Genomic DNA, 24812 nt, shown 5'->3' with positions numbered 1-24812 from the left:
TCAGGAGTGATGGTATGAGCGGTCAAATGTATAAGGTGGAAATTGTAACTCGTCCTACAAACTTTGAAAAGCTGAAAACGGAGCTGGCCAAAATCGGGGTAACGTCCATTACGTTTTACAATGTACACGGATGCGGCCTGCAAAAAGGGCATACAGAGCTTTACCGCGGGGTCAAACGCGAAAGCAATGTATATGAAAGGTTAAAAGTCGAAATCGTCGTCAGCAAAGTGCCTGTCGAAAAGGTGGCCGAGACGGCGCAAAACGTCCTGAAAACCGGGGAACCCGGTGACGGCAAGATCTTCATATACGAAATTAAAAACACCATCAACATCCGCACAGGCGAGGAAGGTCCTGACGCTTTATAAAAAGATCGAAGCTCCCGGCTGAAGTTAAGCCGGGAGCTTTTCTGATGTTATAAAACGGCGTCAATCACACCGTATGCCTTCGCTTCGTCCGCATCCATAAAGTAATCGCGTTCCATGTCGGCTTTTAGTTTTTCAATGGGCTGGCCCGTTCGTTCGTGAAAAAAGTGCTCGATTTTTTCCCTCAGTTTGATGATCCGCTTCGCTGAAATCTCCATGTCTGTCGCCTGTCCTTTGACGCCGCCGAGCGGCTGATGGATCATGATTTCGCTGTTTTTGAGCGCATACCGTTTGCCTTTTGTTCCGCCGGCGAGAAGAATCGCTCCCATGGAAGCTGCCATTCCGACGCAGATCGTGCGGACATCCGGCTTCACATAGTCCATCGTATCCAAAATCGCATATCCCGCGGAAGTTGATCCGCCCGGGCTGTTGATATAGATCGAAATGTCTTTTTCATTGTCTTCGGCTGACAAAAACAGCAACTGGGCGGTGACCCGATTGGCGAGGTCATCGTTGAATTCAGAGCCGATCATAATGATCCGGTCTTTTAAAAGTCTGGAAAAAATATCGTACGATCTTTCACCGGCAGCCGTTTTCTCAATGACGTAAGGTATGGTGTTCATAGCCTTTTTCCTCCTAGGCAGCACACCTCATCATGCTGATGCAGGACGGCTGTGAAGCGCCGAAAAGCCATGTCTGTTTGGCAAATTCGAGCAGAGCATCGGGGTTGTGATACAATATCGCCCGAACAAGCAGGTCAATGTGTTCGTCATCCCGGTCCGCCGCTTCCCTTTGCAGAACATCCGGAGAAAGCCTTTTTAATCGCTGACGCGATCTGAATAAAAGCGATTTGACGGATGATTCGGGCTTACCGAGCGACTCGGCGATTTCGTGCAGCTGAAAGGAAAACACATCTTTGAGCAGAAAAATCGTTAATTGCTTCGGCGTTAAAATACCGGAAAGCTGTTTCAGCAGGTGCTCGAAGTCATCGGCCGCCTTCATGCGCTCTGCCCTCCCGTCTTCCAGATTGTCTTCAGACAGAAAGATTTCGCGTTTCCTTTTTCTGAGCAGGTCAATCCATTTATGCTTTGCCACCGTCTTTTGATAAGCATGTGAGGCGTCTGTTCGATTGATTTCGATTAACTTCAGGATGGTATCCTGGACTAAATCCTCGGCATCCCATTTATCACCTGTCATTCTCATGCAATACTTCATCAGCGCTTGCTGTTCTAGCTCATTCATGAATGCATTCACACTCCTTAAAAGAGGCCTCTTACTTAATAAACGGCTGGCTCTGCAAATTTGATACGGGTTTTTTATGATTGTAACAAAAAAGGCGCCTATCGTATTTGATAGGCGCTCTGAGGGAAGCGTGCCTTATGACTGGCTTGAATCGTCAGACTGGGTTCCGTCTTGATTTTCTGACCCTTCAGACGAATCTTCCCGTTTGGTTTTGTCGTCTTTTCCACCTGTTTGATCTTTCGCTTTGTCTTCTGTTTTTGACTTTTCTTCAACAGAAGGCTGAGCAGGTTCCTTCATTTCAGCCGCTTGTTCCTCCACCGCTTTTTCGATGCTGGAGACCGGCTTGTCCATGAAGTTCAACGGGTTTAGCGCAACACCGTCTTTGCGGATTTCAAAATGCACATGGTTTCCGCCTTCTTCATTGTAAAGGTTTTTGCCTGCTTTTCCGATGACTTGATTTTGTTCAATCTTGTCACCTTGTTTGACGCTTACTTCAGAAAGAGACTGATACACAGTTGATAAACCATTTTCATGTTCAACTTCAACAACGTAGCCCAGTACAGGGTCTTTTGCAGCTTTGATGACCGTACCGCTGAGAGATGCGGAAACATCGAATGTTTTTCCGTCTTTCTCAGCCAAGTCGATACCTTTGCTCATGCTGTACGTGTTATTATAGTTTACAAGTGCTGCTTCTTTCTCTTCTTTAGTTGCGTCAGTTTCAAAGAACTTTTTAACGACAGAAACATTTTCAGAATCAGCAACCGGCATTGCGACATTTTCGACTGGTTTGCCTACTTCTACCGCGTCATCCCGGTTATCATAGGCTGATTTCTTACCATCGTCAGCAAGCTGATCTTTTACATCGTTGTTAGAAGCCGATTGATACCAAAGAACGGCGGTTAATACAACGACGGCACTTGTCAAATAGATGGCCGGAAATACCCAGCGTTTGCGAAAAAACTGTTGCAGCTTTGTGATTTTGGAAGTACGATTCTTTTCTTCCTCTTTCATTACTCATCACCTCAGCAACATTCTGAACACTTTTCAGAAAATATATACATTTACAAAAAACTTTTTTTCAAGTTAGTCTGCACCGGCTGCTTCGTTTTTATGTAAAAACCGACCTAAAACCTGAAATTTCACCAATGTGCATGATAACGGAAAAAACGCCGAAGATATAACATATGAAGAAAGGACAGAGAGAATGAAACTACGGATCGCCAATCGGGAAGACCTTCCCGCAGTAGTCGATATTTACAACTCCACCATTGCGTCGCGAATGGTTACGGCAGATACAGAACCCGTCACACCTGAAGAAAGGCTGAACTGGTTTTTGAACCATACCGAGGCAAGGCCTCTTTATATTGTGGAAAATGAACAAGGGGATATCGCCGGCTGGATCAGCTTCGAATCATTTTACGGTAGGCCCGCCTATAACAAAACCGCCGAAGTCAGCATTTACCTTCATGAAGACCACCGCGGCAAAGGGGCGGGTTCAGCGGTGCTTGAAAAAGCGCTTGAAGCTGCGCCAAAGCTTGGAATCCGTTCTTTAATGGCGTTTATTTTTGCCCACAACGAACCGAGCATCAAGCTTTTCAAAAAATACGGCTTTACCGAGTGGGGACACTTTCCCGGAATCGCCGAGATGGATCGAATACGGTACGATTTAAAAATATTAGGAAAAGAATTGAATGAAGCCTGATCATCATGGCACGAAAAAAAGAGCTGTCATGCAGCTCTTTTTTTCTTTCATCATTCAGCCAGCCTGCGCCTTCTGATCTCTTCTTCATTTAAAAATTCCAAAAAGCTTCTCATCACAGTAAACGGCTCTTCTTTGACCGCCTGAACGTACCGGCTTTTCCGTTCATCGGAAAGCACTTCGCTTGTTTGCATCCGTTCCAATATATATTTCATCACCGATTGCTGAACATTTCTTTTTTGGTAAGACGACTCTCTGAACAGCGCCATGCCGAAAGCTGCTGCTGCGGCAGCGCAGCCGATTTTTATCATTGAATCGGTTCCATAGGACGCCTGCCCCCAAAAAGAAGAAAGATAAACCAATGAAGCAACAAGCAGCGGAATCGCGATAAAAAGAAATATCAGCCTTTTCTTTAAGAACGGCGCCGCCACATGCTTGAGGTTATCCATTTCTTCTTTCATAAAAGCCGGCATTTGATGGAAACGTTCCATATCCATAATCAATCCCTCCCGATTTGGTTAAAGAGGCGTTGTTTCGCTGATTAAATCACGCTTTTTATATGTATATCGTAACTTAGATCCAACATGTTTTACAGTTTTTTGCCTTTCCCCTTTTTATTAGGAACTTTCCGTCCCCCGCCCCGTATAACATGAGATAGTTGCTTGAAAGGGGAGTAACTGTTATAAATGGAATGTATAAAAACAAATCCGTCTTGTGAGGTTCAATATGGATATTATTAAAAATATCAGCATCACATCGATATTTCTCGGCTTTATATTAGTTTTAAACACGCTATTGGCAATCGTTGTGATCTTTAGGGAACGCCGGGATGCAAGCTCCTCCTGGGCCTGGCTCTTGGTACTCTTCTTTATTCCCGTTCTTGGCTTTATCCTCTATTTGCTCTTCGGCCACAATTTGAGCAGGAATCACCTTTTTCAATGGGAAGACCGAAAGAGGATCGGGATGGAAAAAATATTGGAACAGCAGCTGACCAAGCTGAAAAACCGCGAGTTTGAATTTCGCAATAAAGCGACGGCGGACAGCAAAGACTTGATTTATATGCACATTCTGAATAACCACGCCGTTTTCACGGAAGACAATGCGGTCGAGCTGTTAACGGACGGACGCCAGAAATTCGACAGACTGCTTCGCGACATTGAAAACGCCAAAGACCATATACATCTTCAATATTATATTTATAAAGGCGATGAGATCGGAAAAAAGCTGCGGGACGCGCTGATCAAAAAAGCAAAAGAAGGCGTTGAAGTCCGCGTTTTGTATGATGAATTGGGATCAAGAAGCCTCAGGAAAAGCTTTTTCAAAGAGCTGAAAAAGGCGGGAGGATTTGTCGAAGTTTTTTTCCCGTCGCGTTTTAAATTTATCAATTTGCGCATGAATTACCGCAACCACCGCAAGCTCGTCATCATCGACGGCGTCATCGGCTATGTCGGAGGATTTAATGTCGGGGACGAATACCTCGGTCTAAATCCGGCTTTTGGCTATTGGCGGGACACGCATCTCAGAATCAAAGGAACGGCAGTCCATTCGATTCAAACGCGTTTTATCCTGGATTGGAATCAGGCCTCTCACCATCACGATATTACATATATGCCAAACCACTTTCCTGACATCGATTCCAACGGAAACATCGGCATGCAAATCGTCACCAGCGGCCCCGATTCAGAATGGGAGCAGATTAAAAACGGCTATATTAAAATGATATCAACGGCAAAGCGGTCGATTCTTATACAGACGCCTTATTTTATTCCGGACGCAAGCCTGCTCGATGCCCTCAGAATTGCTTGTCTGTCCGGCGTTGACGTGAGAATCATGATTCCTAACAAACCCGACCATCCTTTTGTGTACTGGGCTACCTATTCTTACATCGGCGAACTTTTAAAAGCCGGCGCTTCCGTATTTATTTACGACAACGGATTTATCCATGCGAAAACAATTGTTGTAGATGAAGAAATTTCATCGGTCGGCACGGCAAATATTGATATGCGCAGCTTCAAGCTCAATTTTGAAGTGAATGCTTTTTTATACGATGAGGAAATTTCGAGAAGCCTTGTCCTATCATTTGAAAAAGATCTGCAAGTCTCAAGGGAGCTGACCTATGAGGAATATTTAAACAGAAGCAAATCGATCCGCTTCAAAGAAGCCATTTCGATCCTGCTTTCGCCGATTTTATAGCGCGTCATTCATGCGGTAAAAAAATCCTCCCGGAAACGGGAGGATTTTTGTTTTACTTACCGGAAGCCGCCGCACCTTTGGAAACTGAAGCATGCTTGTCCATTTGACGTTCAGTGTCAGCGTCCTTGAGCTTGAGTGCGATGAAAAATGCTGCCATGAGGAAGCCGGCTGCACCGAGCAAAGCGGTCCGGTAAGCTGATAAATCGGGCTCTATCCCTGCGCCAGGCTGACTGAGCACGGCAAGGACGCACGACATGACGGTAACTCCAAAAGCAGATCCGAGCCGGTTTTGCACATTAAACAGCGTCGTTGCCCGGCCCATTGATGAGGATGAAATGTTGGCAAAACAAACAACCTGCGCCGCGCCAACCGCATGCCCCAGGAAAAAGCCCGCCGAAAACAGCAGCAGCCTGAGAAGCCACAGATTTGACCCGTATCCGGTCAGGCTCAGCAGCCCAAACAATACAGCGGCGCCTAAAAGCGCAACGGAAATGACCCGCCTCGGCCCGAGCTTATCTAACGACCTCGGCATCAGCTGGGAGGCCAGCATCAAGCCTAATGCTTCGGGAAACGTGATCAAAGCGGTATCAGTCGCAGAATAGCCGAGTGCTTCCTGGCACAACAGCGGAAATATATAGAGCATGCCAAGGAGTCCGCCTGCTGTCAAAAGCGAAATGACGCTCATCATTCCAAAAACCCGGTCCTTCAATAAGCGCAGTTCAATCAGCGGATGCTCAGCCCTCAGCTCGACAAAAACGAGAATGGCGAGGAGAATCACTCCCCCGGTTCCTGAAACAAGCACATTCGGAGAGCCGAAGCCCTGCACAGGCCCCTGGCTGAGTGCAAAAACTGCCAACGCCATTCCCGGCCCAGCCAAAAGAAATCCTAGCCAATCAAATCTCCCCGCTTTCGGCTCCATATGTTCATGAAGATATAACAGGCCAAACAGCAGAATGATCATACCGATCGGAATATTAATGTAAAAAATCCAGCGCCATGACAGCTGATCCGTCAGAAACCCGCTGATGATCGGCCCAACCGCAGGCGCGACCGCAATCGGAAGGACGAGAACTCTCGAAATTTTAGCCCGTTCGTGCGGAGGAAACGTCCTGAACAAGATTGCCATTCCCACTGGTGTGATCAATCCGCCGCCGGCTCCCTGGATCACGCGAAATACGTTTAATGCCGCCAGATTGTCAGCAATTCCGCATAATGCGGATGCAGCCGTAAATATGGAAAGCGCGGCAAGGAAAACACGCTTTGTCCCAAAGCGGTCTCCAAACCAGCCGGCTGCGGGAAGAAAGACCGCCAAGCTGACTAAGTATCCGATGTTAATTGTGCCTGCAGCAGACGGCAAAGTTTGAAATTCGTTCATGATGGCGGGCAATGCCATGTTAATGACACTCGCATCCATTGCAGCCATAAACATGGCCGTTACATATACAATGCTGACAACCGTCCTTTGATTGAACGGCCTTCTCTTCATTGCTGACCGCCGTGAATTTCTGCAGCCGGCTTCAAGCTGTTCGGCGAGAGATCGGTCCAATTCGAGCTGATATAGTCGATGCAGGCGCTGCGGCTCGTTTCCCCGCAGACAATCTCCCACCCTGCCGGAATATGAACAAAGGCGGGCCAGAGTGAATACTGGCCTTCCTCATTCATTAAAACAACATATGTGCCCTGTTCATTTTCAAAAGGATTTGTCATCGTTATCTCTCCCTACTTGTCCGTATCTTTTTCAAGCCGTCCAGTTTTTCCGCAACATGACGTCCGATTTCGGCCAGCGGCTCCGGCTGGCACAAATCTTTATGCCGGCAATCCATATCATGAATATCAATGTTTCCGTTCAGATAAGGAAGCCATGACTCCGGATCGATCGGATCAAACCATTCCGGTATCACGGTAGATTTGAAGAACAGGATATCACCATGAAAGACGCGGGGCTTATATTCGCTTAAAATCCGGACGGAATTCACATAAGTCTCCTTTAAATTCAAGATCGCAGCCTCATCCAGGCTGGCAAGCGCACTGCCGTCTCGGCGCAGTATATCGATCGCACTGGAAAGTTTCAGCGGTTCCCCGTTAAGGCTGTCCGGATCGTATCCTCCCAATGCCAAGAGTGCAATCAATGCTTCCTGCTCATCAGGTGCATCTTTAATTGGAAGGAAGTGATTCGGGTATGCATCAAGCATGACAAGAAGCGAAATGTCTTCCCCTTGTTCCTGCAGCTGAGTTGCGATCGCATGTACAACATTGCCTCCGAGAGACCAGCCGAGAAGACGATAAGGCCCTGTTGGCTGAATCGTACGAATGTGCCTGATATAATCCGCGGCCATGTCGTCGAGCGTATCAGGAAGCTCTTCCTGCCTTGCGATCCCGCGAGCTTGAAGGCCGTATATCGGATATTCCTTCCCGAGTGCCGTCATTAAACCGGCATAACACCAGCTGAGGCCCCCGGCCGGGTGCACACAAAACAGGGGATCCTGACTGCCTCCGGTTCTCAGCGGAAGCAGTACATCCAGCGCACTTTGCCCGCCGCCGGATTCAAGCCGTTCATCGAGTCCGCTGACAGTAGGTGCTTCAAGCAGGTCGCCGATGCCGAGCTCGACGCCGAGCGCTTCACGAATGCGGCTCATCAGCTGTACGGCGAGCAGAGAATGACCGCCAAGTTCGAAGAATCCGTCATCAATACCAATCCGCGGCACATTGAGGATTTCTGAAAAAAGATCACATAAGATTTCTTCCTGCGGTGTTCTTGGCCCCCGTCCTTTAACAGCCGCGGCAAAATCAGGCTCAGGCAGCGCTTTTCGATCAAGTTTGCCATTTGGAGTCAATGGCAGGTCTGCAATTTTTACAAATGCAGAAGGCACCATGTACTCCGGCAGAGTGCCTGCGGCAAACCGGCGCAGCTCAGCCGGATCAGTTTCTTCTTCAGACGTCGGGACAACATAGGCGATCAGGCGCTTGTCCCCGGGCTGGTCTTCCCTTACAACTACAGCAGCTTGATTCACCTTGTGATGGCGGACAAGCACCGCTTCTATCTCGCCGAGTTCGATTCTAAAGCCGCGGATCTTGATCTGCTGATCGGCCCTGCCCATATAATCAAGAGAGCCGTCTTGGCGCCTGCGGGCAAGATCGCCGGTTCGGTACATCCGGGTTCCGGGCGGACCAAACGGATCAGCGACAAAACGGTCTGCCGTCAAATCGGGTCTGCCCAAGTAACCCCGTGCGAGGCCGCCCCCCGACACATACATCTCTCCGGTGACGCCCGGGGGTACCGGTTCAAGGTATTCATCAAGCACATATACACCTAAATCGGGAATCCCTTGACCGATCAGGCTGTTCGCTTGAAGTGCTGCAGTCTGCTGATCGAGGGAAATATAGCTGACATGTACCGTCGTTTCTGTAATTCCGTACATATTAATCAGCCGCGGGAAATGCTCCGGATGGCGTTCATACCAATCTTCAAGCCTCTTCAGTTCGAGCGCTTCCCCTCCAAAAATGATAAAGCGCAAGGAAAGGCACTTTCCTGTCTCAGCATTGTCCCGGTCAGCCTGCATCAATTGATAAAATGCGGAAGGGGTCTGATTGAGCACAGTCACTCCCTCGCGTACGAGAAGATTGAGAAAGTCGGCCGGCGAGCGGCTGATTGTATGAGGCACCACGACAAGCCGTCCCCCATTGAGCAGCGCTCCCCAAATTTCCCATACCGAAAAGTCAAATGCGTAAGAATGAAACATCGTCCAAACATCGTCAGAGCCAAAATGAAACCATTGGTCAGTCGCTCCGAACAGCCGCACGACATTTTGATGTGGAACGATCACTCCTTTCGGCTTGCCGGTCGAACCGGATGTGTAAATGACATACGCCGGGTGAAGAGGCAGCAAAGGCTTCGTACGGTCGGCATCAACCGGATTCGCAGAAGCGCATCCGTTCAGTTCCTCTTGTATGCAAGGGTCATCAAGGACAATCCGTGCAACAGATGCGGGAACAGAAAGGCATGATTCGACCGCTGAACTCGTAACGATGCAGGCAGGATGTGCATCATTCAACATAAACGCTATCCTTTCTGCCGGGTAGTCCGGATCCAGAGGCACATATGCCGCGCCAGCTTTCAGCACTGCAAGCAGTCCGACAACCATATCCAAAGATCTTGGCAGCGCCAGGGCAGCAAATTGTTCAGGACCGACCCCTTTGGCGATCAGGAGATGGGCAAGCCGGTTAGCGCGTCTATTGAGCTCGCCGTATGTGAGCGAGTCATTTTCATATATAACCGCAACGGCTTCCGGGTCCTTCGCAGCCTGCTTTTCAAATAAAACAGGCAAAGATGAACAAGGTATGTTGTTGGACGATTTGCTCCAGTCAGCCAGCATGTTTTCACGTTCGGCCGGAAGGAGAATATCAAGTCTTCCGATCGGCTGATCAGGGTCGGATACTGCTGAATCCAGCAGTCTGACAAGCCGTTCGGCCAATGTTTGAACCGTATTTCGCTCAAATAAATCTGTGCTGTATTCCACAAATCCGCCGATACCTGCGGGTGTTCCATCCGCTTTTCGATGTTCCCGAAGCTCAATCGTCAAATCAAACTTGGCTGCGCCGACACTGCGAATGTCAATGTCTGATTTAAGGCCGGAAAGTTCAAGCTCAGGTTCAGGCGTATTTTGATAGGCGAGCATTATTTGGAACAGCGGATGTCTCGCTCTTGACCTGGCAGGATTGAGCACTTCAACAAGGCGCTCGAACGGAAGGTCCTGATGCTCATATGCTGCAAGATTTACTTTTCTAACTCTGTTCAGAAGTTCCCGAAAACTTGGATTACCCGATGTATCTGTTCGGAGCACAAGCGTATTAACGAACAATCCGACAATTCCGCCTAAAGCATCATCGTTTCTTCCCGCTATCGGGCTCCCGAGCGGAATGTCGTGGCCTGCTCCGAGCCGTGTCAGCAGTGAGGCAAGGGCCGACTGCAAAATCATGAACATGCTGACTCCGGTGCTGCGGGACAAACCGAGCAAACGGCCGTGTAGCTGTTCGTCAATGCTGAGATCAATCGTACCGCCTCTGTAGCTTGATTCCGACGGACGCGGGTGATCAGTCGGAAGCTCCAGCTGATCAGGCAGATGTTCCAATGCCTTTGACCAATACCCGAGCTGCTTGGCAATCAGACTGTCCGGATTGCTCTCATGTCCAAGCAGATGTTCCTGCCATACGGCATAGTCGGCATATTGTATAGAAAGCGGCTCCCAAGCAGGTGCCTCACCATTCAGACGCGCATTGTAGGCGGTTTCCAAATCGCGGGTCAGCGGCGTTAAAGACCAGCCGTCGCCAATCATATGGTGCAAAAGCAGAAGAAGAACAAATTTGTCCGGTCCGAGTACGAATAGCTGGGCGCGAAACGGAGGTTCCTTTTCTAAATGAAAACGGTGCCGAACAGCCTCAGCCAGGACTTTTTCCAAATCATGTTCGCTGACATGGGATACAGCGAGTTCGGGACGCGCTTGATCCGCTTCCAATATCAGCTGGTGTGTTGTCCCCTGCTGATACGGAAAAATTGTTCGAAGCGGCTCATGTCTTGCTGCCACATCGCTCAGAGCGGCTGTCAGCGCCTCTTGGTCCAAACGTCCGGTTAAATGAACGACAACCGGAATATTATAGGTCGGGCTCGGTCCTTCCAAACAGTGCAAAAACCATAGGCGCCGCTGCGCGAAGGACAGCGGAATTTCTTCCCGGCGCTCTCTTTTACGCAATGCCGGACGGGCGCTCTGCGCCTGATCAAGCTGTTTGGCAAGCCCGGCGGCTGTGGGCTCATCGAATAAACGGCCGATTCCGAGTTCGACGCCAAGCGTTTCCCGAATCCGGCCGACAAGCCTGCCTGCCAGAAGCGAATGTCCGCCGAGATCAAAAAAGCTGTCATCAATACTGACTCGCGGCACCCCCAGCACTTCAGCGAATAAATCACACAATATTTCCTCTTGAGGTGTCCTTGGCTCACGTCCCCCCGTATGCATACTCAATGCCGGAGCCGGCAGGGATTTGCGGTCAAGCTTTCCGTTCGGCGTAAGCGGCAGTTCATCAAGAATGACAAATGCAGACGGAATCATATAGTCGGGCAGTGTTTCACCAACGTAGCCGCGAAGCTCGACAGGATGAAGGCTTTCTCCCGAAGCGGGAACGACATACGCAAATATACGCGGATCACCGGGCTGGTCTTCACGAACAATAGCAGCAGCTTGTTTAACAACCGGATGATTTGCAAGCACCGCTTCTATTTCTCCCATCTCAATGCGGAATCCGCGAATTTTGACTTGATGGTCCGCACGGCCGATATAATCAAGCGACCCGTCTTCGCGCCAGCGCACGAGGTCGCCCGTCCGGTACATCCTCGATCCAGGCGGCCCGTATGGATTCGCAATAAAGCGTTCAGCCGTGAGAGCATGACGGTTCAAGTAGCCGCGCGCCACTCCTGTTCCTGCCACATAAAGTTCTCCAGCCGCTCCCGGAGGCACGGGCTGCAATCCGGCGTCTAGAACATACAGCTGCGTATTCCAAATCGCACGGCCGATCCCCGGAGATTTCGTGCAGTTGCCTCCCAGCGCGGCGGCTGTAGACCAAATCGTTGTTTCCGTCGGTCCATAAAGGTTCGTTAATGTGCATCCAAGCTGCTGCAATTGCCGGGCCAAGCTGGCTTGCAGAGCTTCCCCTCCGACAAGCGCACGAAGACCTTTAAGCTTCTCCGGAGCGCTCGAGGCCAATGCATACCAAAGGGTCGGTGTGGCCTGCATCATTGTGATTCCGTATGTTTCAATCATTTTAGCCAATGCGGAGGGGTCTTGTACCGTCTCCTTCTCGGCAAGAACGACTGCCGACCCGCTGATCAGTGGCAAATAAATTTCGAGTGCTGAGATGTCGAATGCAATCGTTGTGACGGCCAGCAGCCGGTCGTCTTGATTAAGCGGGAACATATCCTGCATTGAAAGCAAAAAATTGAATAAGCTTTCAGCTTGTACAACTACGCCTTTAGGTCTGCCGGTTGATCCGGATGTATAAATCATATATGCCGGCTGAGCGCCGGAATGCTGTCTGCCGGGATTTCCTTCAGAACATCCGGAGATTTTTTCCATAACAGTTTGTTCATCAAGGATGAACTTCGGCGTTTGCGAACTGATCATGTCTTGTGCTTTTTTGCTGGTGATGACAAACAGCGGCTGTGCATCATTGAGCATATACTCGATCCTGTCAGCCGGATAATCGGGATCTATAGGTAAATAAGCCGCTCCAGCCTTGAGAACGGCGAGCATGCTGACAATCATTTCCGCTGAGCGCGGCAGGGCCAAAGCAACGAATGTCTCGGGTTTCGCCCCCTTATTGATCAGCAGATGAGCCAGTTGATTTGCCCTTTTATTTAATTCGGAATAGGTGAGAACCTCATCATAGGAAACGACTGCCGGAGATTCAGGGTACTCCTTCGCCATCATTTCAAATCGTTGCGTAAGACTCTCATTTGGAAGACCGCGGTCTGTTTGATTCCATTCGATCAAAATTTGAGCGCGTTCTTCCGGGAGAAGAATATCCAACGTCCCCACCGGCTGAGTTCGCTCGCAATCGGCAATCGTTTTCAGAAGAGTAAGAAAACGATGAATATGATGTTCAAGTTCATCCGCATGATAAACAGCGGGGTTTGCATCCATGTTTATTTTCAACCCGCCTCCGTCCGGGCGGCCGTAAATGTTGATTGACAGATCGTCCACAGGTCCTGTGGCAAGATTATGCACGATGCCTTGACAGCCGGCAAAATTCAAGCGTTGCTCAAAAGGCATCAAATTAAGCTGCGGACCGAACAGCCGCTGATTTTCGCCAAGCAGCTTGAGTTCCCGGCGCAGTTCTTCGTGGCGGTAATGCTGATGGCGCCTCAGCTTCATCATCTCTGCTGAGATTTGCTTGACCAGCTCTCCTACGCTCATGTCCGGCTGCATGCCAATCCGAAGCGGAAGGAGATTCATGACCATACCCGGAATATGGAGAGCGGCTGACCCAAGGCGGCACATCATCGGCATCCCGAGAACGACGTCATTTGCCCCCGTCAGCCGATGAACATATATTGCAGCTGCTGCCATCACGGTTTCGTGCCAAGTTGCCCCCATTCTGCTTGCGGCAGACAGAAGACGCTCAGCATGTTCACTCGGCAGATAGTCAGACCTGCGAAGAAAGCTTGAAGAGGTGCGCGGCGCCCTTTCGGCAAGACTGACTACCTCCGGTTCATCGCTGAATCGCTCAAGCCAAAATTGCCGATCTTCCTGATACTTCTCTGATGCGCGGTAAGCCGTTTCCTCCGCGAGAATCAAATCGAGGGAGCCAAAGGCTCCGCTCTGATCGATCGATTTGTTCTGCATCAATGCGGTATATATTTTTGACAGCCGCTCGGCGATCAATGTAAAGCTGAACCCGTCCGTTGCGATATGGTGAGTTCGCTGATACCAGAAGTAATGATCCGGCGCCGTTTTGAAAAGCGCTTCTGTAAAAAGCGGACCGCGAGTCAGATCAACCGGACGGGCAAGGTCATCCTTCATCCAGCTTTTCGCCGCCTGTTCCGGATCGGTTTCTGAGCTGACATCAACATAATGAATCGGAAAATCTGCCGACGGAACGATCACTTGCCACGGTCCGTCTTGATCTTCTCCAAATCTGGCATGGAATGATTCAGCTTCTTTCATGACATGGCGCAGCGCTTTCTCGAAAAGCTCCTGATCAAGCGGGCCTTTAATTTCAACGTATTCAGCTGTATTGTAGATCGGATTTTCCGGATCAAGCTGCTGAGCAAACCAAATGCCGGCTTGCGCTCCTGATAATGGCTTTCGGTTATGTTGACATTCAGGCATTAAGGCGACCTCCTTCATTGATAGTCTGCATTCGGCAATGGTGCTTCTTTAGAGGAGGACAACAGTCTCCACCAGTTTTCAATCGAAGGGTCCTCCGCAAGCTCCACAAATGACACCTCCCGCCCCGCTCGGCGCCAGCGCTCCGCGAGACTCATGATTCTCACGGAATCAAGTCCCCTGTAAATCAAATTTTCGCTGTCGCTTATCTTTTCAGGCGATTCAAGAAGAAGCGATGCGACCTGTTCGCGAATGATCTGTTTTGTCAGTGCATGAGAGCTTTCTTTTGCGTGTTCATGGCTTGCGTCATCTTTCAGCTGGCTCAAAAGCTGTTCCGCAGTGATTGTGACGCTGCAGCGGTCAGCTGCGTATGTGATGGCCATTTCATGATGCTTTAATGAGAAATCCGCCACCGCATCGGCGACAAAAAACGTTTCAATATCTTGCATAAACGCATCACATGCCGTCATCAGGCAGCCGATATGGGCATAGATGCCGGTGATGATGAGCTGATCCCGACCTTGCTCCTCCAGCACACCTAAAAGGTTGGTTTTTCTGAACGCATTGTACCTCCACTTGGTCAGAACGATGTCGCCTTCATTCGGTTTCAGCTCATCTACGATCTTCTGCTCATCGGAATCAGGACCGATTCCAGGTCCCCAAAAATCTTGGAGAAGCCCCCGTTCTTCCGGTGTCTGAGCGCCTGGCTGAGCCGTGAAAATAACCGGAATGCCAAGCTCGGCACATCGCTTCCGAAGCTTCTTAATATTAGCCAGCAGATCTGTTACCGGAGACTCGCCGCAACGGTAAGCGTTGAGAAAATATTGCTGCATATCATGGATGAGAAGTGCAGCACGCTTCGGATGAGGAGTCCATGACACCTTGTTTTTCGGCATATTTGATGCTTCTGGCATTTGGTACGGTAAGATGGCAGGAATGGCCATCAAATCACATCCTCTCATTTTTTTATCACGTGATATTCTTAGCTGCAGACATTTTTTCAGCAATCGCTGTACGCAGTTCTTTTTTGCTGACTTTTCCTACGCCTGTCTGCGGGAATGCTTCAACCATTTCCACCCGGTCGGGTATTTTGTAGGCTGCAAGGCCCCTTTCTCTCAAAAACGATTGCAATTCAGCCTGAGCAGGTGCAGCGCCGCGTGGAATAACATACGCACACGTTCTTTCACCGAGAAATTGATCCGGCATCGAGACAACCGCCGCATCGAGTACGGCGGGATGTGCGAGCAGGTGGTTTTCCACTTCTTCCGCGGCAACCTTCTCCCCGCCTCTGTTGATCTGGTCTTTGGCTCGTCCTTCAACAATCAAATAGCCTGATGAATTGACTTTGACCAAGTCGCCCGTACGGTAAAACCCGTCTTCTGTGAACGCTTTGGCATTATGTTCCTCAGCTTTGTAATAGCCGCGGATCGTATAAGGACCTCTTGTCAGAAGCTCCCCGGTCTGTCCGGGTCCAAGTTCGCGTCCTTCTTTATCCACAATTTTAATTTCGTCAAACGGAGACATCGGTCTGCCTTGTGTGTGAACGATCGTGTCTTCAGGATCATCAAGTCTGGTATAGTTGACCAGACCTTCCGCCATGCCATAAACCTGCTGCAGTTTGCAGCCAAACACCGATGTGACGCGTCTGGCGGCTTCGGCACTGAATTTCGCTCCGCCGACTTGAAGGACCTGGAGACTTGACAAGTCGTCCCGGCGCGCCGGAGCAGCGTCAAGCCAGATTAGCGCAAGCGGCGGTACGAGACCTGTGATCGTTACCCTCTCCTTTTCGATCAGAGGAAAGGTTTCATCCGGGCTGCCTCCTGACGCAAGAACGACTCGGCCTCCCGCATAGAGTGTACCGAGCACTCCCGGCGAACTGAGCGGATAATTGTGAGCGATTGGAAGAGCGGCAAGATACACGCTGTTGTGATCAAGCCTGCAAATCTCTGCGCTGACCCTCAAGCTGTATATATAATCATCATGCGTCCTCGGGATCAGCTTAGAAAGACCTGTGCTTCCCCCTGACAACTGAAGAAAAGCGACATCTTCTGAATGGACGTTCTGCGGAGGTGCAGGCTGATCATAAAGGCCCGACAGCGCTTCAAACTCCTCCGATTCGCCGGCGACAATGACCTGACGAAGCCCCCGCAGCTTTCCCTTTACCTGTCTCGCCAGCTTGCGGTAGTCAAACCTTGCGTGATGATCGGGAATCACATAAGCAGCAGCTTCAGAAAACTCGCAAAAATACGTGATCTCGCTATGTCTGTGCGATGGAAGCGCAAAGACAGGCAGAGCTCCGATTCGGAAGAGTGCAAAGCAAACTTCAAAAAACTCGATGACATTCGGTAGCTGGACAACGACGCGGTCATTTTTTTTGATCCCAAGCTTTAAAAGACCGCCGGCCAAAGAGTCGGCTCTCTTGTCTAACTCTTGATAGCTTAAATGGGTATCTCCGTATGTAAGGGCAATGCGGCTGCCATGTTTTTCGGCCCGTTCCCTCAGCATTCCCCCAAATGTTTCGCCTCGCCAGCATCCCTCCTTCCGATATTTATCCGCAAACTCCTTCGGCCATGTTGGGCACCCTTTCAACATCCTTTATCCCTCCGTTATTCACTGTTCATTCCCATCGCAAGAAGCATCGTCCGAAACTTTGCAGACGTTTCGGCAAGTTCTTCTTCAGGCTTCGATCCGGCGACAATTCCGGCGCCTGCGTACAGCCGCAGCGCGTGTTCCTCCGCCTCAGCACAGCGAATCGTTACGACCCATTCACCGTCACCGTCCGCGTCACACCAGCCGACCATACCTGTGAAAAATCCGCGGTCAAACGGCTCAATCTGTTTAATCGCTTCTTTCGCCGCATTCGTCGGCGTGCCGCAAACAGCGGGCGTCGGATGTAGAGCGGCGGCGAGCTCTAATGATGATACAGAAAGATCTGTAAGCTCTCCCTTCAATTCAGTTGAAAGATGCCACATCGTCGGCGTGCTGATCAGCGATGGTTCCGGCACCTCCAGCTTTCGGCAAAACGGCTTGAGCGCGGAAGCAACCGCTTCGACTACGACCGCATGTTCGTGACGGTCTTTAGGAGAAGCAAGCAGTTCAGCCGCCCTTCTTCGATCTTCTTCAGGATCATCACTTCGAGGTCTTGAACCTGCTAAAGGATTTGCCGTAACGCGGAACCCGGACCGTGATACAAGCAGCTCAGGACTTGCGCCTATCAAAGTGGTACGAGGTGCTTCCGGCGACTGCCCGGTTAAGTCAACGGCAAAGTTGTACCCGCTTGTATTGCGGCGGGCAAGATTTCGCAGCAATTGACCGATATCGACTTTGATCGGCGAGGTCAGCTGCAATGACCGGGAAAGGACGATCTTACTGTATTCTCCTGCTGCTATACCTGCCAACCCTCGTCTGACCCCGGTCATATACGCTTCCGGGCTTGGAATCTGCTCGATATCATAGGGGTACAGGGCAGGTTCAGGCTCCTCTTTACCGTCTTCTTCACATGTCAGCGGCCCCGCCTGCCACGCTTCGACCGGCACGGTTAACTGCGCCGGCTTTGCATCGTCAAACGGTACAGCTCCGACCACCATCGGATTTTTCTGCCCGTTCTCCCTCGCTTTTTTCAGAACTTCCGCAGCCCGCTGAGCAAGGCTTTGCTCTTCCGTTTGAGAAACAGAAGCCAAAACACCTTCCGCCAGAATGGTCCGCTCAGGGGAAGAGAAAAAGAATGAAGCTCCGGCCTGATATTCCTTCAACAGCTGATCGGCAAGCGCTTCTGACACGACATGACGTTCTATCATCATTAAAACCTCCTTTAGATTGAATCAGGCTCCAAGCGTTGCTCCGCCATCGACGCGCAAATCGTGCATCGTAATATGACGAGCCCCGTCAGACAGCAAAAATACTACAGCATCTGCAATATCAGCTGGCGAAGCCAATTTTCCGAGCGGGATTCCCGTTTTGAATGTTTCAAGTGATCCTTCAATTACGCCTTGCGCAGCTTCCTCACCTTGCCATAGCGACCGCTGCATCGGCGTATCGGTTGATCCGGGCGATACGATATTGCAGCGGATATTGTACTCGGCAAGTTCAAGGCCGAGACATTTCGTAAACATTAAAGCGGCCGCCTTAGAGGCCGCATAGGCGGCCATATGCATACGCGGCACTGCCGCCGCATTTGATCCGACAGTCACGATCGCTCCAGTTCTGCGCGGAATCATCCGGCGGGCGACGGCACGCGATACGTTAAAAACCCCGGTAGAGTTGACGCTGAACGTCTTCTCCCAATCTTCATCACTCAATGAATGGATCAGACCCGTTCTGAGCACGCCGGCTACATTGACAAGCATGTCTATCGGACCGATCTCTCGTTCAACATGGGCCACAAGCTGATCGACGGCGGCACTGTCTCCCACATCCGCGGCAAAACCGGAACCCTGCAGATCTTTTCGTTCAAGTTCGGCTTCAAGTTCAAGCAGCCCTTTTCGATTTCGATCAGCTGCGGCAACAAACACCCCGCGTTCAGCAAGCGACAGAGCCACTTCTTTGCCGATTCCTTGCGAAGCCCCAGTCACCAAAGCAACCTTGCCTTTCACTCTTATCATTTCCTTTCTTAAAAACGGCAGCTCCAAAGTCTCAAAGAGTCACTGCCAGCTAAATCCTTAATTGATAATGATAATCATTATCAATTAAAAATATAATATACCAATAAATGCAAACGGTCAAATCGTTTTCGATTGTTTATCCGTATCATGCTCATGGTATATTATCTGTTATCCATTCTTATCTTTTCTTAAAGCTCGGGGCGCCGGAAGCGCCCCGCTGTCAAACAGGCTTGAAGGCAAACTGGAGCGCTCTGCTGATTAACACAGGCAGAACCGATATATGACCTTCCCCTTTAAATTCATGGTACTCCGCACGAATCCCCTGCTTTTCCAAGGCGGCCAAGCGGGCGGCCAGCCTTTTTGCATTGTCGTTCATCCCGCTTTTATGCGTCTTTTCAAGCTCTCCCGCCCCGAGCAATACCTTTACATCGCCATCCGCTTCCTGCAGCTTCGAAATAAAGTCATGCTCTTCATCAAAAAAGGACGGATGCCAATGGATGGACGGACTTCCGGCGATATATGTCTGAAACAGGGCCGGTTTTGTAAACAGGGTCTGCAGAACAAAAAGTCCGCCAAGGGAATGACCGAAAATCGCCTGCCTTTTCACATCAATCGTGAATTCCTGTTCGATCTCCGGCTTTAACTGCTGTTCGATGAAGGACAGAAAAGCTTTCGCCCCGCCCGGCTCCGGCCAGTCTGCTCCATCAGGTCTCCTGGGCAGCTCGGCGCCCGAATCAGGCAGAGTAAAATCGTAATATCGCCCCCGGTCAAAGGGAGCGTCGGTTTCATAGCCGATGCCGACGATAACGGCCGGCACGACGCCGGTTTTATCGGGACGACGCGACTGCATCCGCAATGCCTCCACCATTGTTCCAAACACGGAATTGGCGTCAAGCAGATAAATTACGGGATATCCTGCGGGCGGCGGTTCCACAAATGGTTTCGCAATAAAAATCCGGTATGTGCGGCTCCCATCCGTTGAACGCATGCACCGCTGTTCTGTCCCCGGTATCGCCACCGGAATACATTCAGCAGCATTGACAGACTGCTGAAGTTTTTCTTGAGCCATGTGATTCTCCCTTCCCCTCTTTGATTGAGCTAAAAACAGTCTAATGAACCGTCTTTTTTTGTTTAAACAGTAAAAATAAGAAGTAAGGCACACCGAAAATGGCGAGGATGATACCCGCCGGCACTTCGGACGGCTGGAACAGCAGCTTTCCGGCAAAATCAGCGCACAATACGAGAAACATCCCGATCAATCCGCTTAACAGCAATGAGTGGCGGTGCAGAACGCCGACGAGCCTCCGCGAGATGTGCGGAGCAATCAGGCCGACAAATGCCATGCTTCCAGAGATAGCCACACAGGCGCTGATGATGCCGACACAAGCCGTCAGCAGCACCACTTTTTCAACATTGACGGATACGCCGAGACTCTTCACCGTATCTTCATGAAAGCGAATGGTATCGAGCAGGCCGGATTTTGTCAGCAGGAATGGGATGAGAAGCAGCAGCCACGGCAGTGCCGCTTGAATATACGTCCAATTCGCTGACCAGATGCTCCCGTTTTTCCAAACCATGGCCATTTCGTGGTCATTCGGATTCATCTTCAATGACAGGTACAGCGAAATAGCGCTGAAACCCGAATTGATCGCGATCCCAACGAGAATAATTCTGCCCGAATCCAAGTTGCCGCCATGCCAGGCAAACATAAAAATGAATATCGCCGCCAAAATGCCCCCGATCAAGCCGAAGAATGGCATCCCCATTGCAGCGAGCAGGCTTGTCGTTTCAGTCTGGCCTTGAAAGATCAGCATGTAGCCGACGATTGCTGCACCCGCACCGGCATTAATCCCCAGGATTCCCGGGTCAGCCAGTCCGTTCCTTGTCATCGCCTGGATAACGGAACCGGCAATGCCGAGCCCAAGACCCACGAGTGCTGCCGTCACAATCCTTGGAAGACGCAGCTCAAAAAGAAGAATGGCGTATTGCTCATTCGGATTGATGTGAAGCAATGTTGATAACAGCTCAGCCGGATGTGCGGCAAACGATCCTATTGTTATGCTGAGATAACAGATTGTGAGAATCAGCACAATAAAAACAGCATAGATGACTGCAACTTTTTTAGGCACGCTGCTCCCCTCCTTTTCTTTTGATCAAATAAAGGAAGAAAGGAACGCCGATCACCGAAGTGACGACTTCAATCGGTGTCTCAAACGGATAGTTGAGCAGCCGGCTGAGAAGATCGGCCAGCGTCAAAAAAATGCCGCCGAGAACGCAGGAGCATGGAATCATCCGGCTGTAATCCGCCCCGACGAGAAAACGCGTAATATGCGGTACAATCAGTCCGACAAAAGCAATTTTTCCCGCCATGGCGACGGAGCAGCCTGTCAGAATGACAACCGCTGCCATCGCTGTCCATTTGACGGCCTGCTTTTTCTGACCAAGGCTTTCGGAAATGTCATCTCCCAATGATAAAGCTGTCACTTTTTTGCTGAGAGAGAGCGCCAGAATGATGCCGATCACAAAAAACGGCACAGCATACTTCAGCAGCTCGGGATTCAATTGATGCAGCCTGGCGCTGTACCAGAAGCTGACGTCCTGGGAAATTTGAAAGTAAATCGACATCGCCGCTGACAGACTGCTGAGCAGCATGCTTGTGACCGTTCCGATGATGGCAAGCTGAACCGGCATAAAACCGTTTGGAATCACCGAGGCGAGGCCGAAGACGAGGCCGGCGCCAACGGCTGATCCGATAAACGAATAGCCCATCATCTCCAGGGAGGTCGAACCCGGAATCACCACCATCAGCAGCGTGATCACAAATGCTGATCCGTCGGAAACGCCCATAATCGACGGAGAAGCTAAATAATTTCGGGTGATACCCTGCATAAGCGCACCGGACACCGCCAGCGCCGCTCCGATTAAAAGAGCGCCGGCAGCGCGCGGAAGGCGGGAATGCCAAATGATTTGATGATCTGTGTTGCCCGGATCAAAATGCAGCAGCGCTGAAAAAATCACTTCGGGCTCAAGCTGTTTTGCACCGTAACATACCGACAGAAAAACGGACAGCAGTATGGCAAACGGAGCAGAAATCATAATGATGCGGGTCATTTGCTTTGAATGCATCGTTCAAGAAACCTTTTCTATTTGTTCTGCGCCAATTTCTCAGCTGCAGCCTTTAAAAATTCAACCTTGCTCCATGCCGTGCCGCCCTGCGCAAGCGGATCTACAGCATTGACAAATACATGGTCATTTTTCACTGCAGAAATGCTTTTCCAAATTGGATTATTCTCTAGATCTTTCAGCGCATTCGGCTTGTCTGCATTCTCATCGTCAGAGAATTGAACAAACATATAGTCCGGATTCATTTCGCTCAGTTTTTCTAAAGAAACCAACTCCTGGGCTTTTGCCGCCTTGACTTCTTTTGGAGCTGTGAAGCCGAGCTCGCCGTATAATGTGGAATTAAAGAATACGTCTTCCGGATAGATAAAGACATTGCCTTGTCTAATTCTGACAACGAGCGCTTTTGTATCTTTGGCCGTTTTCTCAAGCTTTGTTTTTGCTTCCTTAAGGTCTGCTTCATAATTCGAAATAATCTGCTTCGCTTTATCTTCTTTGCCTGTCAGTTCAGCCAGCAGATTTAAATTGTCTTTCCAGTTTGAAGAAACGTGGGAAACAGGAATCGTCGTCGCGATGTTATCCAGTTTTTTCACCACTTTTTCCGGAAATTTCGTTGAAGCCAGGATGACATCCGGTTTAAGCTCAAGAATTTTCTCCAGATTCGGTTCTGTTTTTTCACCGACGGCAGCTGCTTTGTCAGTAATGCTCTTGAACAGGTCCGGGAACTTTCCGGAGAAGGAAATGGCACCGGCCGGGTGAACATCCAGAAGCTTGGCATCTTCCATCGATTCCACGCTTCCCGTAATGACGATTTGTTCGGCCGGGGTCTTCACCTTGTATGTATGATCGAGGTACTCGATGCTTTTCTCAGCTGATGCTGAGCTCTTGCCATCGCCGCCCGCCTTTTCTTTGCTGTTCCCGCATCCCGCTGCGCCAAACGCGAGAAGGAGAATAAATAATAAGATTGATAGTTTTCTCATCTGACTGAGACCCCCTGATTTAATTGATAACTATTATCAATTAAAATTATAGGGTTGCCTCTTCGATAACACCATGGATTATATCCGGCAATTAAAATGGATTTTTTCCGGACAGCAGCCGAACCGCCTGGCGAATGATTCGTTCATGGCTGCATGCGGAATATTCCCGCCAAGGATCTGAATTCACCTGATACACCCGGTGATGCCGCACCGCTTTCAAATCCTGCCATGCAGCCGACTGCTGCAGCTCCCGGTAGAATGCCAGCGTCTCGGGCTCTTTAAAAATGAAAATCATGATGATATCCGGCTGATATGCCGCAATCGTTTCGATGGAGACGGACCGGTCAATCGGTTCTTCCAGCGATACAGCAGGTTCAAAGCCAAGGTCGCCGAAAAATACATCTTGAACAGAGCGGTTATGCGCCAGATAAATCTCGTGTTTATGCAGGCGCAAAAACAAAAAACTTCGGCGTCCGCAGATTGGATAAAGCGTTTCTTTTGCGGTTTCGGTGAGACGCTGGTAAGACAGCAGCCATTTCTGAGCCTCCGCTTCTTCATCCAAATGGGATGCGGTCAGCATAAAATGCCTCCTCCATTGTTCCTGTGAAGGCAAAAAGAAGACATCGGCGATCGACTGGAGTTGTTTCCGTTCCTCGTGAGACACGCTGTCCATGCTGATAATGAGCTCAGGGGCAGCCGATGACAATGTCCGCAGGTTTTCTTCCCACGGCTCGTGAAAGCGGTAAGCGCTCAGATGAACCGGAATATCTGCCGCGTAATGTTTATAGTAATACGATGTCCACTTCGGATGCAGAGAAGCTGCGTAAGGAATGAGGTGCAGCGGTATCAGCTGACCGATCGTATTCTGGCCGTAGGCCGCCAGTTTCCTGCGCCTTTTTTTCATATAAACGGTCGGGGATAAGCCCGTATGCTTCTTAAATGTCCTGCTGAAATAAAATTCATCCTGATACCCGATTTGGCTTGAGATTTCCCTCAGCTTGTAGCTTGCTTTTGCCATCAGCTGCTTTGCTTTCGTCATCCGAGTCTCAGTGATAAACTCTGTCACGCTTCGACCGTACAGCTTTTTGAACGTTTCGCTGTAGTGCTTCGCGCTGATTCCGGCCATTTGCGCGAGTTGATCAAGCGTCAGGTGTGCATCTGAATGCTCTTCAATATACTCCTTTGTTTTTCCTATGGCTGATGCGGTGTTTTCGGGATGGGTCAGTTTAGCCGAATAGATATCGTACAAAAGCTGCTGCAGGTCTGCTTGGCATTTCAGCTCCTGGAGTGCTGAAGATGCCGGCCATAAGGCGGAAAGTTCCTGAAGGCGGGAGGCCAGATTTCCGACAGAATGGACATTCATCATCTGAAGGTCGGAAAAAACGTCAGGATCGGTGTCTGCTTCAAGTGTCAGGCGGCGGTCGTCATAGCTGTAGGGCTGCAGCCTGATGAGATACCCGCTGATTTCAGCTGATGAAGCTGTGATTCCGAATGTTTCATAAGGCGGAACAATATACAGCGTTTCTTTTTGGAGCGGACTGCCTGATGCCTGTATATCAATTCTCCCTTCACCCTTCAAGTGAAAGATCAAAACAAAAGAGTCTGCCAGCTGCTGTTCATCCGGAAGATCGCCGGGCTTTCTTATATGATCGACTTGCAAGAGACGATAGAAATAAGAAGATTTCATAGAAAAACCGCCTTTCTTAACACCAGTAATATCACAAAAATAAAAATGCCCCTAA

General features: G+C 49.9%; 19 protein-coding genes. 3 read left to right on the top strand and 16 right to left on the bottom strand.

Annotated features, from left to right (window positions below; genetic code table 11):
- Nucleotides 1-14 precede the first annotated feature (14 nt).
- On the top strand, nucleotides 15-365 hold the full coding sequence (locus LQ247_RS02400) for a P-II family nitrogen regulator (protein ID WP_003185936.1): 351 nt from the start codon (nucleotides 15-17) through the stop codon (nucleotides 363-365).
- A gap of 47 nt (nucleotides 366-412) precedes the next feature.
- On the opposite strand, the gene LQ247_RS02395 is transcribed toward LQ247_RS02400, so the two are convergent.
- The 3 genes from LQ247_RS02395 to LQ247_RS02385 form a co-directional block, all read right to left on the bottom strand.
- Entirely contained in the window at nucleotides 413-985 is a 573-nt protein-coding gene (locus tag LQ247_RS02395; protein WP_026580222.1) for an ATP-dependent Clp protease proteolytic subunit, read from the bottom strand.
- 13 nt (nucleotides 986-998) lie between these two features.
- Complete coding sequence (locus LQ247_RS02390; protein ID WP_020453224.1) at nucleotides 999-1604, bottom strand: RNA polymerase sigma factor; 606 nt, start codon at nucleotides 1602-1604, stop codon at nucleotides 999-1001.
- 135 nt (nucleotides 1605-1739) lie between these two features.
- Complete coding sequence (locus LQ247_RS02385; RefSeq protein WP_023857113.1) at nucleotides 1740-2615, bottom strand: M23 family metallopeptidase; 876 nt, start codon at nucleotides 2613-2615, stop codon at nucleotides 1740-1742.
- Nucleotides 2616-2808: 193 nt separating this feature from the next.
- Between LQ247_RS02385 and LQ247_RS02380 the strand changes: the two genes are divergently transcribed.
- On the top strand, nucleotides 2809-3306 hold the full coding sequence (locus LQ247_RS02380) for a GNAT family N-acetyltransferase (protein WP_020453226.1): 498 nt from the start codon (nucleotides 2809-2811) through the stop codon (nucleotides 3304-3306).
- Nucleotides 3307-3356: 50 nt separating this feature from the next.
- On the opposite strand, the gene LQ247_RS02375 is transcribed toward LQ247_RS02380, so the two are convergent.
- Nucleotides 3357-3800 (bottom strand): YwnF family protein, encoded by a 444-nt coding sequence (locus LQ247_RS02375; RefSeq protein WP_025810657.1) that lies wholly within the window; start codon nucleotides 3798-3800, stop codon nucleotides 3357-3359.
- 247 nt (nucleotides 3801-4047) lie between these two features.
- Between LQ247_RS02375 and cls the strand changes: the two genes are divergently transcribed.
- Nucleotides 4048-5496 (top strand): cardiolipin synthase, encoded by a 1449-nt coding sequence (gene cls, locus LQ247_RS02370; RefSeq protein WP_025810656.1) that lies wholly within the window; start codon nucleotides 4048-4050, stop codon nucleotides 5494-5496.
- A 52-nt stretch (nucleotides 5497-5548) separates the two neighbouring features.
- Here the strand turns inward: cls and LQ247_RS02365 are convergent, their stop codons facing one another.
- The 12 genes from LQ247_RS02365 to btr form a co-directional block, all read right to left on the bottom strand.
- Nucleotides 5549-6982 carry an MDR family MFS transporter gene (locus LQ247_RS02365; RefSeq protein WP_105981267.1) on the bottom strand — a complete coding sequence of 478 codons (1434 nt, stop codon included), beginning with the start codon at nucleotides 6980-6982 and terminating at the stop codon, nucleotides 5549-5551.
- On the bottom strand, nucleotides 6979-7203 hold the full coding sequence (locus LQ247_RS02360) for an MbtH family protein (RefSeq protein ID WP_095323618.1): 225 nt from the start codon (nucleotides 7201-7203) through the stop codon (nucleotides 6979-6981). The genes LQ247_RS02365 and LQ247_RS02360 overlap by 4 nt, the downstream gene beginning before the upstream one ends.
- A 2-nt stretch (nucleotides 7204-7205) precedes the next feature.
- On the bottom strand, nucleotides 7206-14372 hold the full coding sequence (locus tag LQ247_RS02355) for an amino acid adenylation domain-containing protein (RefSeq protein WP_231005526.1): 7167 nt from the start codon (nucleotides 14370-14372) through the stop codon (nucleotides 7206-7208).
- Nucleotides 14373-14386: 14 nt separating this feature from the next.
- Nucleotides 14387-15313, bottom strand: a complete 927-nt coding sequence (locus tag LQ247_RS02350; RefSeq protein ID WP_035337878.1) for an isochorismatase family protein — start codon at nucleotides 15311-15313, stop codon at nucleotides 14387-14389.
- A gap of 25 nt (nucleotides 15314-15338) precedes the next feature.
- A complete protein-coding gene (locus LQ247_RS02345) occupies nucleotides 15339-16961 on the bottom strand; it encodes a (2,3-dihydroxybenzoyl)adenylate synthase (RefSeq protein WP_231005523.1) in 1623 nt (540 codons plus the stop codon).
- A 14-nt stretch (nucleotides 16962-16975) separates the two neighbouring features.
- A complete protein-coding gene (gene dhbC / locus LQ247_RS02340) occupies nucleotides 16976-18166 on the bottom strand; it encodes an isochorismate synthase DhbC (protein WP_230368290.1) in 1191 nt (396 codons plus the stop codon).
- Nucleotides 18167-18190: 24 nt separating this feature from the next.
- Nucleotides 18191-18970, bottom strand: a complete 780-nt coding sequence (locus LQ247_RS02335) for a 2,3-dihydro-2,3-dihydroxybenzoate dehydrogenase (protein ID WP_035400343.1) — start codon at nucleotides 18968-18970, stop codon at nucleotides 18191-18193.
- Between the two features lie 220 nt (nucleotides 18971-19190).
- Nucleotides 19191-20039 carry an alpha/beta hydrolase gene (locus LQ247_RS02330; protein ID WP_231005521.1) on the bottom strand — a complete coding sequence of 283 codons (849 nt, stop codon included), beginning with the start codon at nucleotides 20037-20039 and terminating at the stop codon, nucleotides 19191-19193.
- A 40-nt stretch (nucleotides 20040-20079) separates the two neighbouring features.
- Complete coding sequence (locus LQ247_RS02325; RefSeq protein ID WP_231005519.1) at nucleotides 20080-21099, bottom strand: FecCD family ABC transporter permease; 1020 nt, start codon at nucleotides 21097-21099, stop codon at nucleotides 20080-20082.
- Nucleotides 21092-22096: a FecCD family ABC transporter permease gene (locus LQ247_RS02320; protein ID WP_020453237.1), complete on the bottom strand. Its 1005-nt coding sequence runs from the start codon at nucleotides 22094-22096 to the stop codon at nucleotides 21092-21094. The genes LQ247_RS02325 and LQ247_RS02320 overlap by 8 nt, the downstream gene beginning before the upstream one ends.
- A gap of 17 nt (nucleotides 22097-22113) precedes the next feature.
- A complete protein-coding gene (locus LQ247_RS02315; protein WP_105979558.1) occupies nucleotides 22114-23070 on the bottom strand; it encodes an iron-hydroxamate ABC transporter substrate-binding protein in 957 nt (318 codons plus the stop codon).
- A 91-nt stretch (nucleotides 23071-23161) separates the two neighbouring features.
- Nucleotides 23162-24757 carry a bacillibactin transport transcriptional regulator Btr gene (gene btr, locus LQ247_RS02310; RefSeq protein ID WP_023857100.1) on the bottom strand — a complete coding sequence of 532 codons (1596 nt, stop codon included), beginning with the start codon at nucleotides 24755-24757 and terminating at the stop codon, nucleotides 23162-23164.
- Nucleotides 24758-24812: the final 55 nt, after the last annotated feature.

This window comes from Bacillus sp. BS3(2021) (assembly GCF_021043345.1).
GTDB lineage: Bacteria > Bacillota > Bacilli > Bacillales > Bacillaceae > Bacillus > Bacillus paralicheniformis.
Note: the sequence above shows the minus strand (reverse complement) of the source record. Positions and strands in the feature narration are given on the sequence as shown.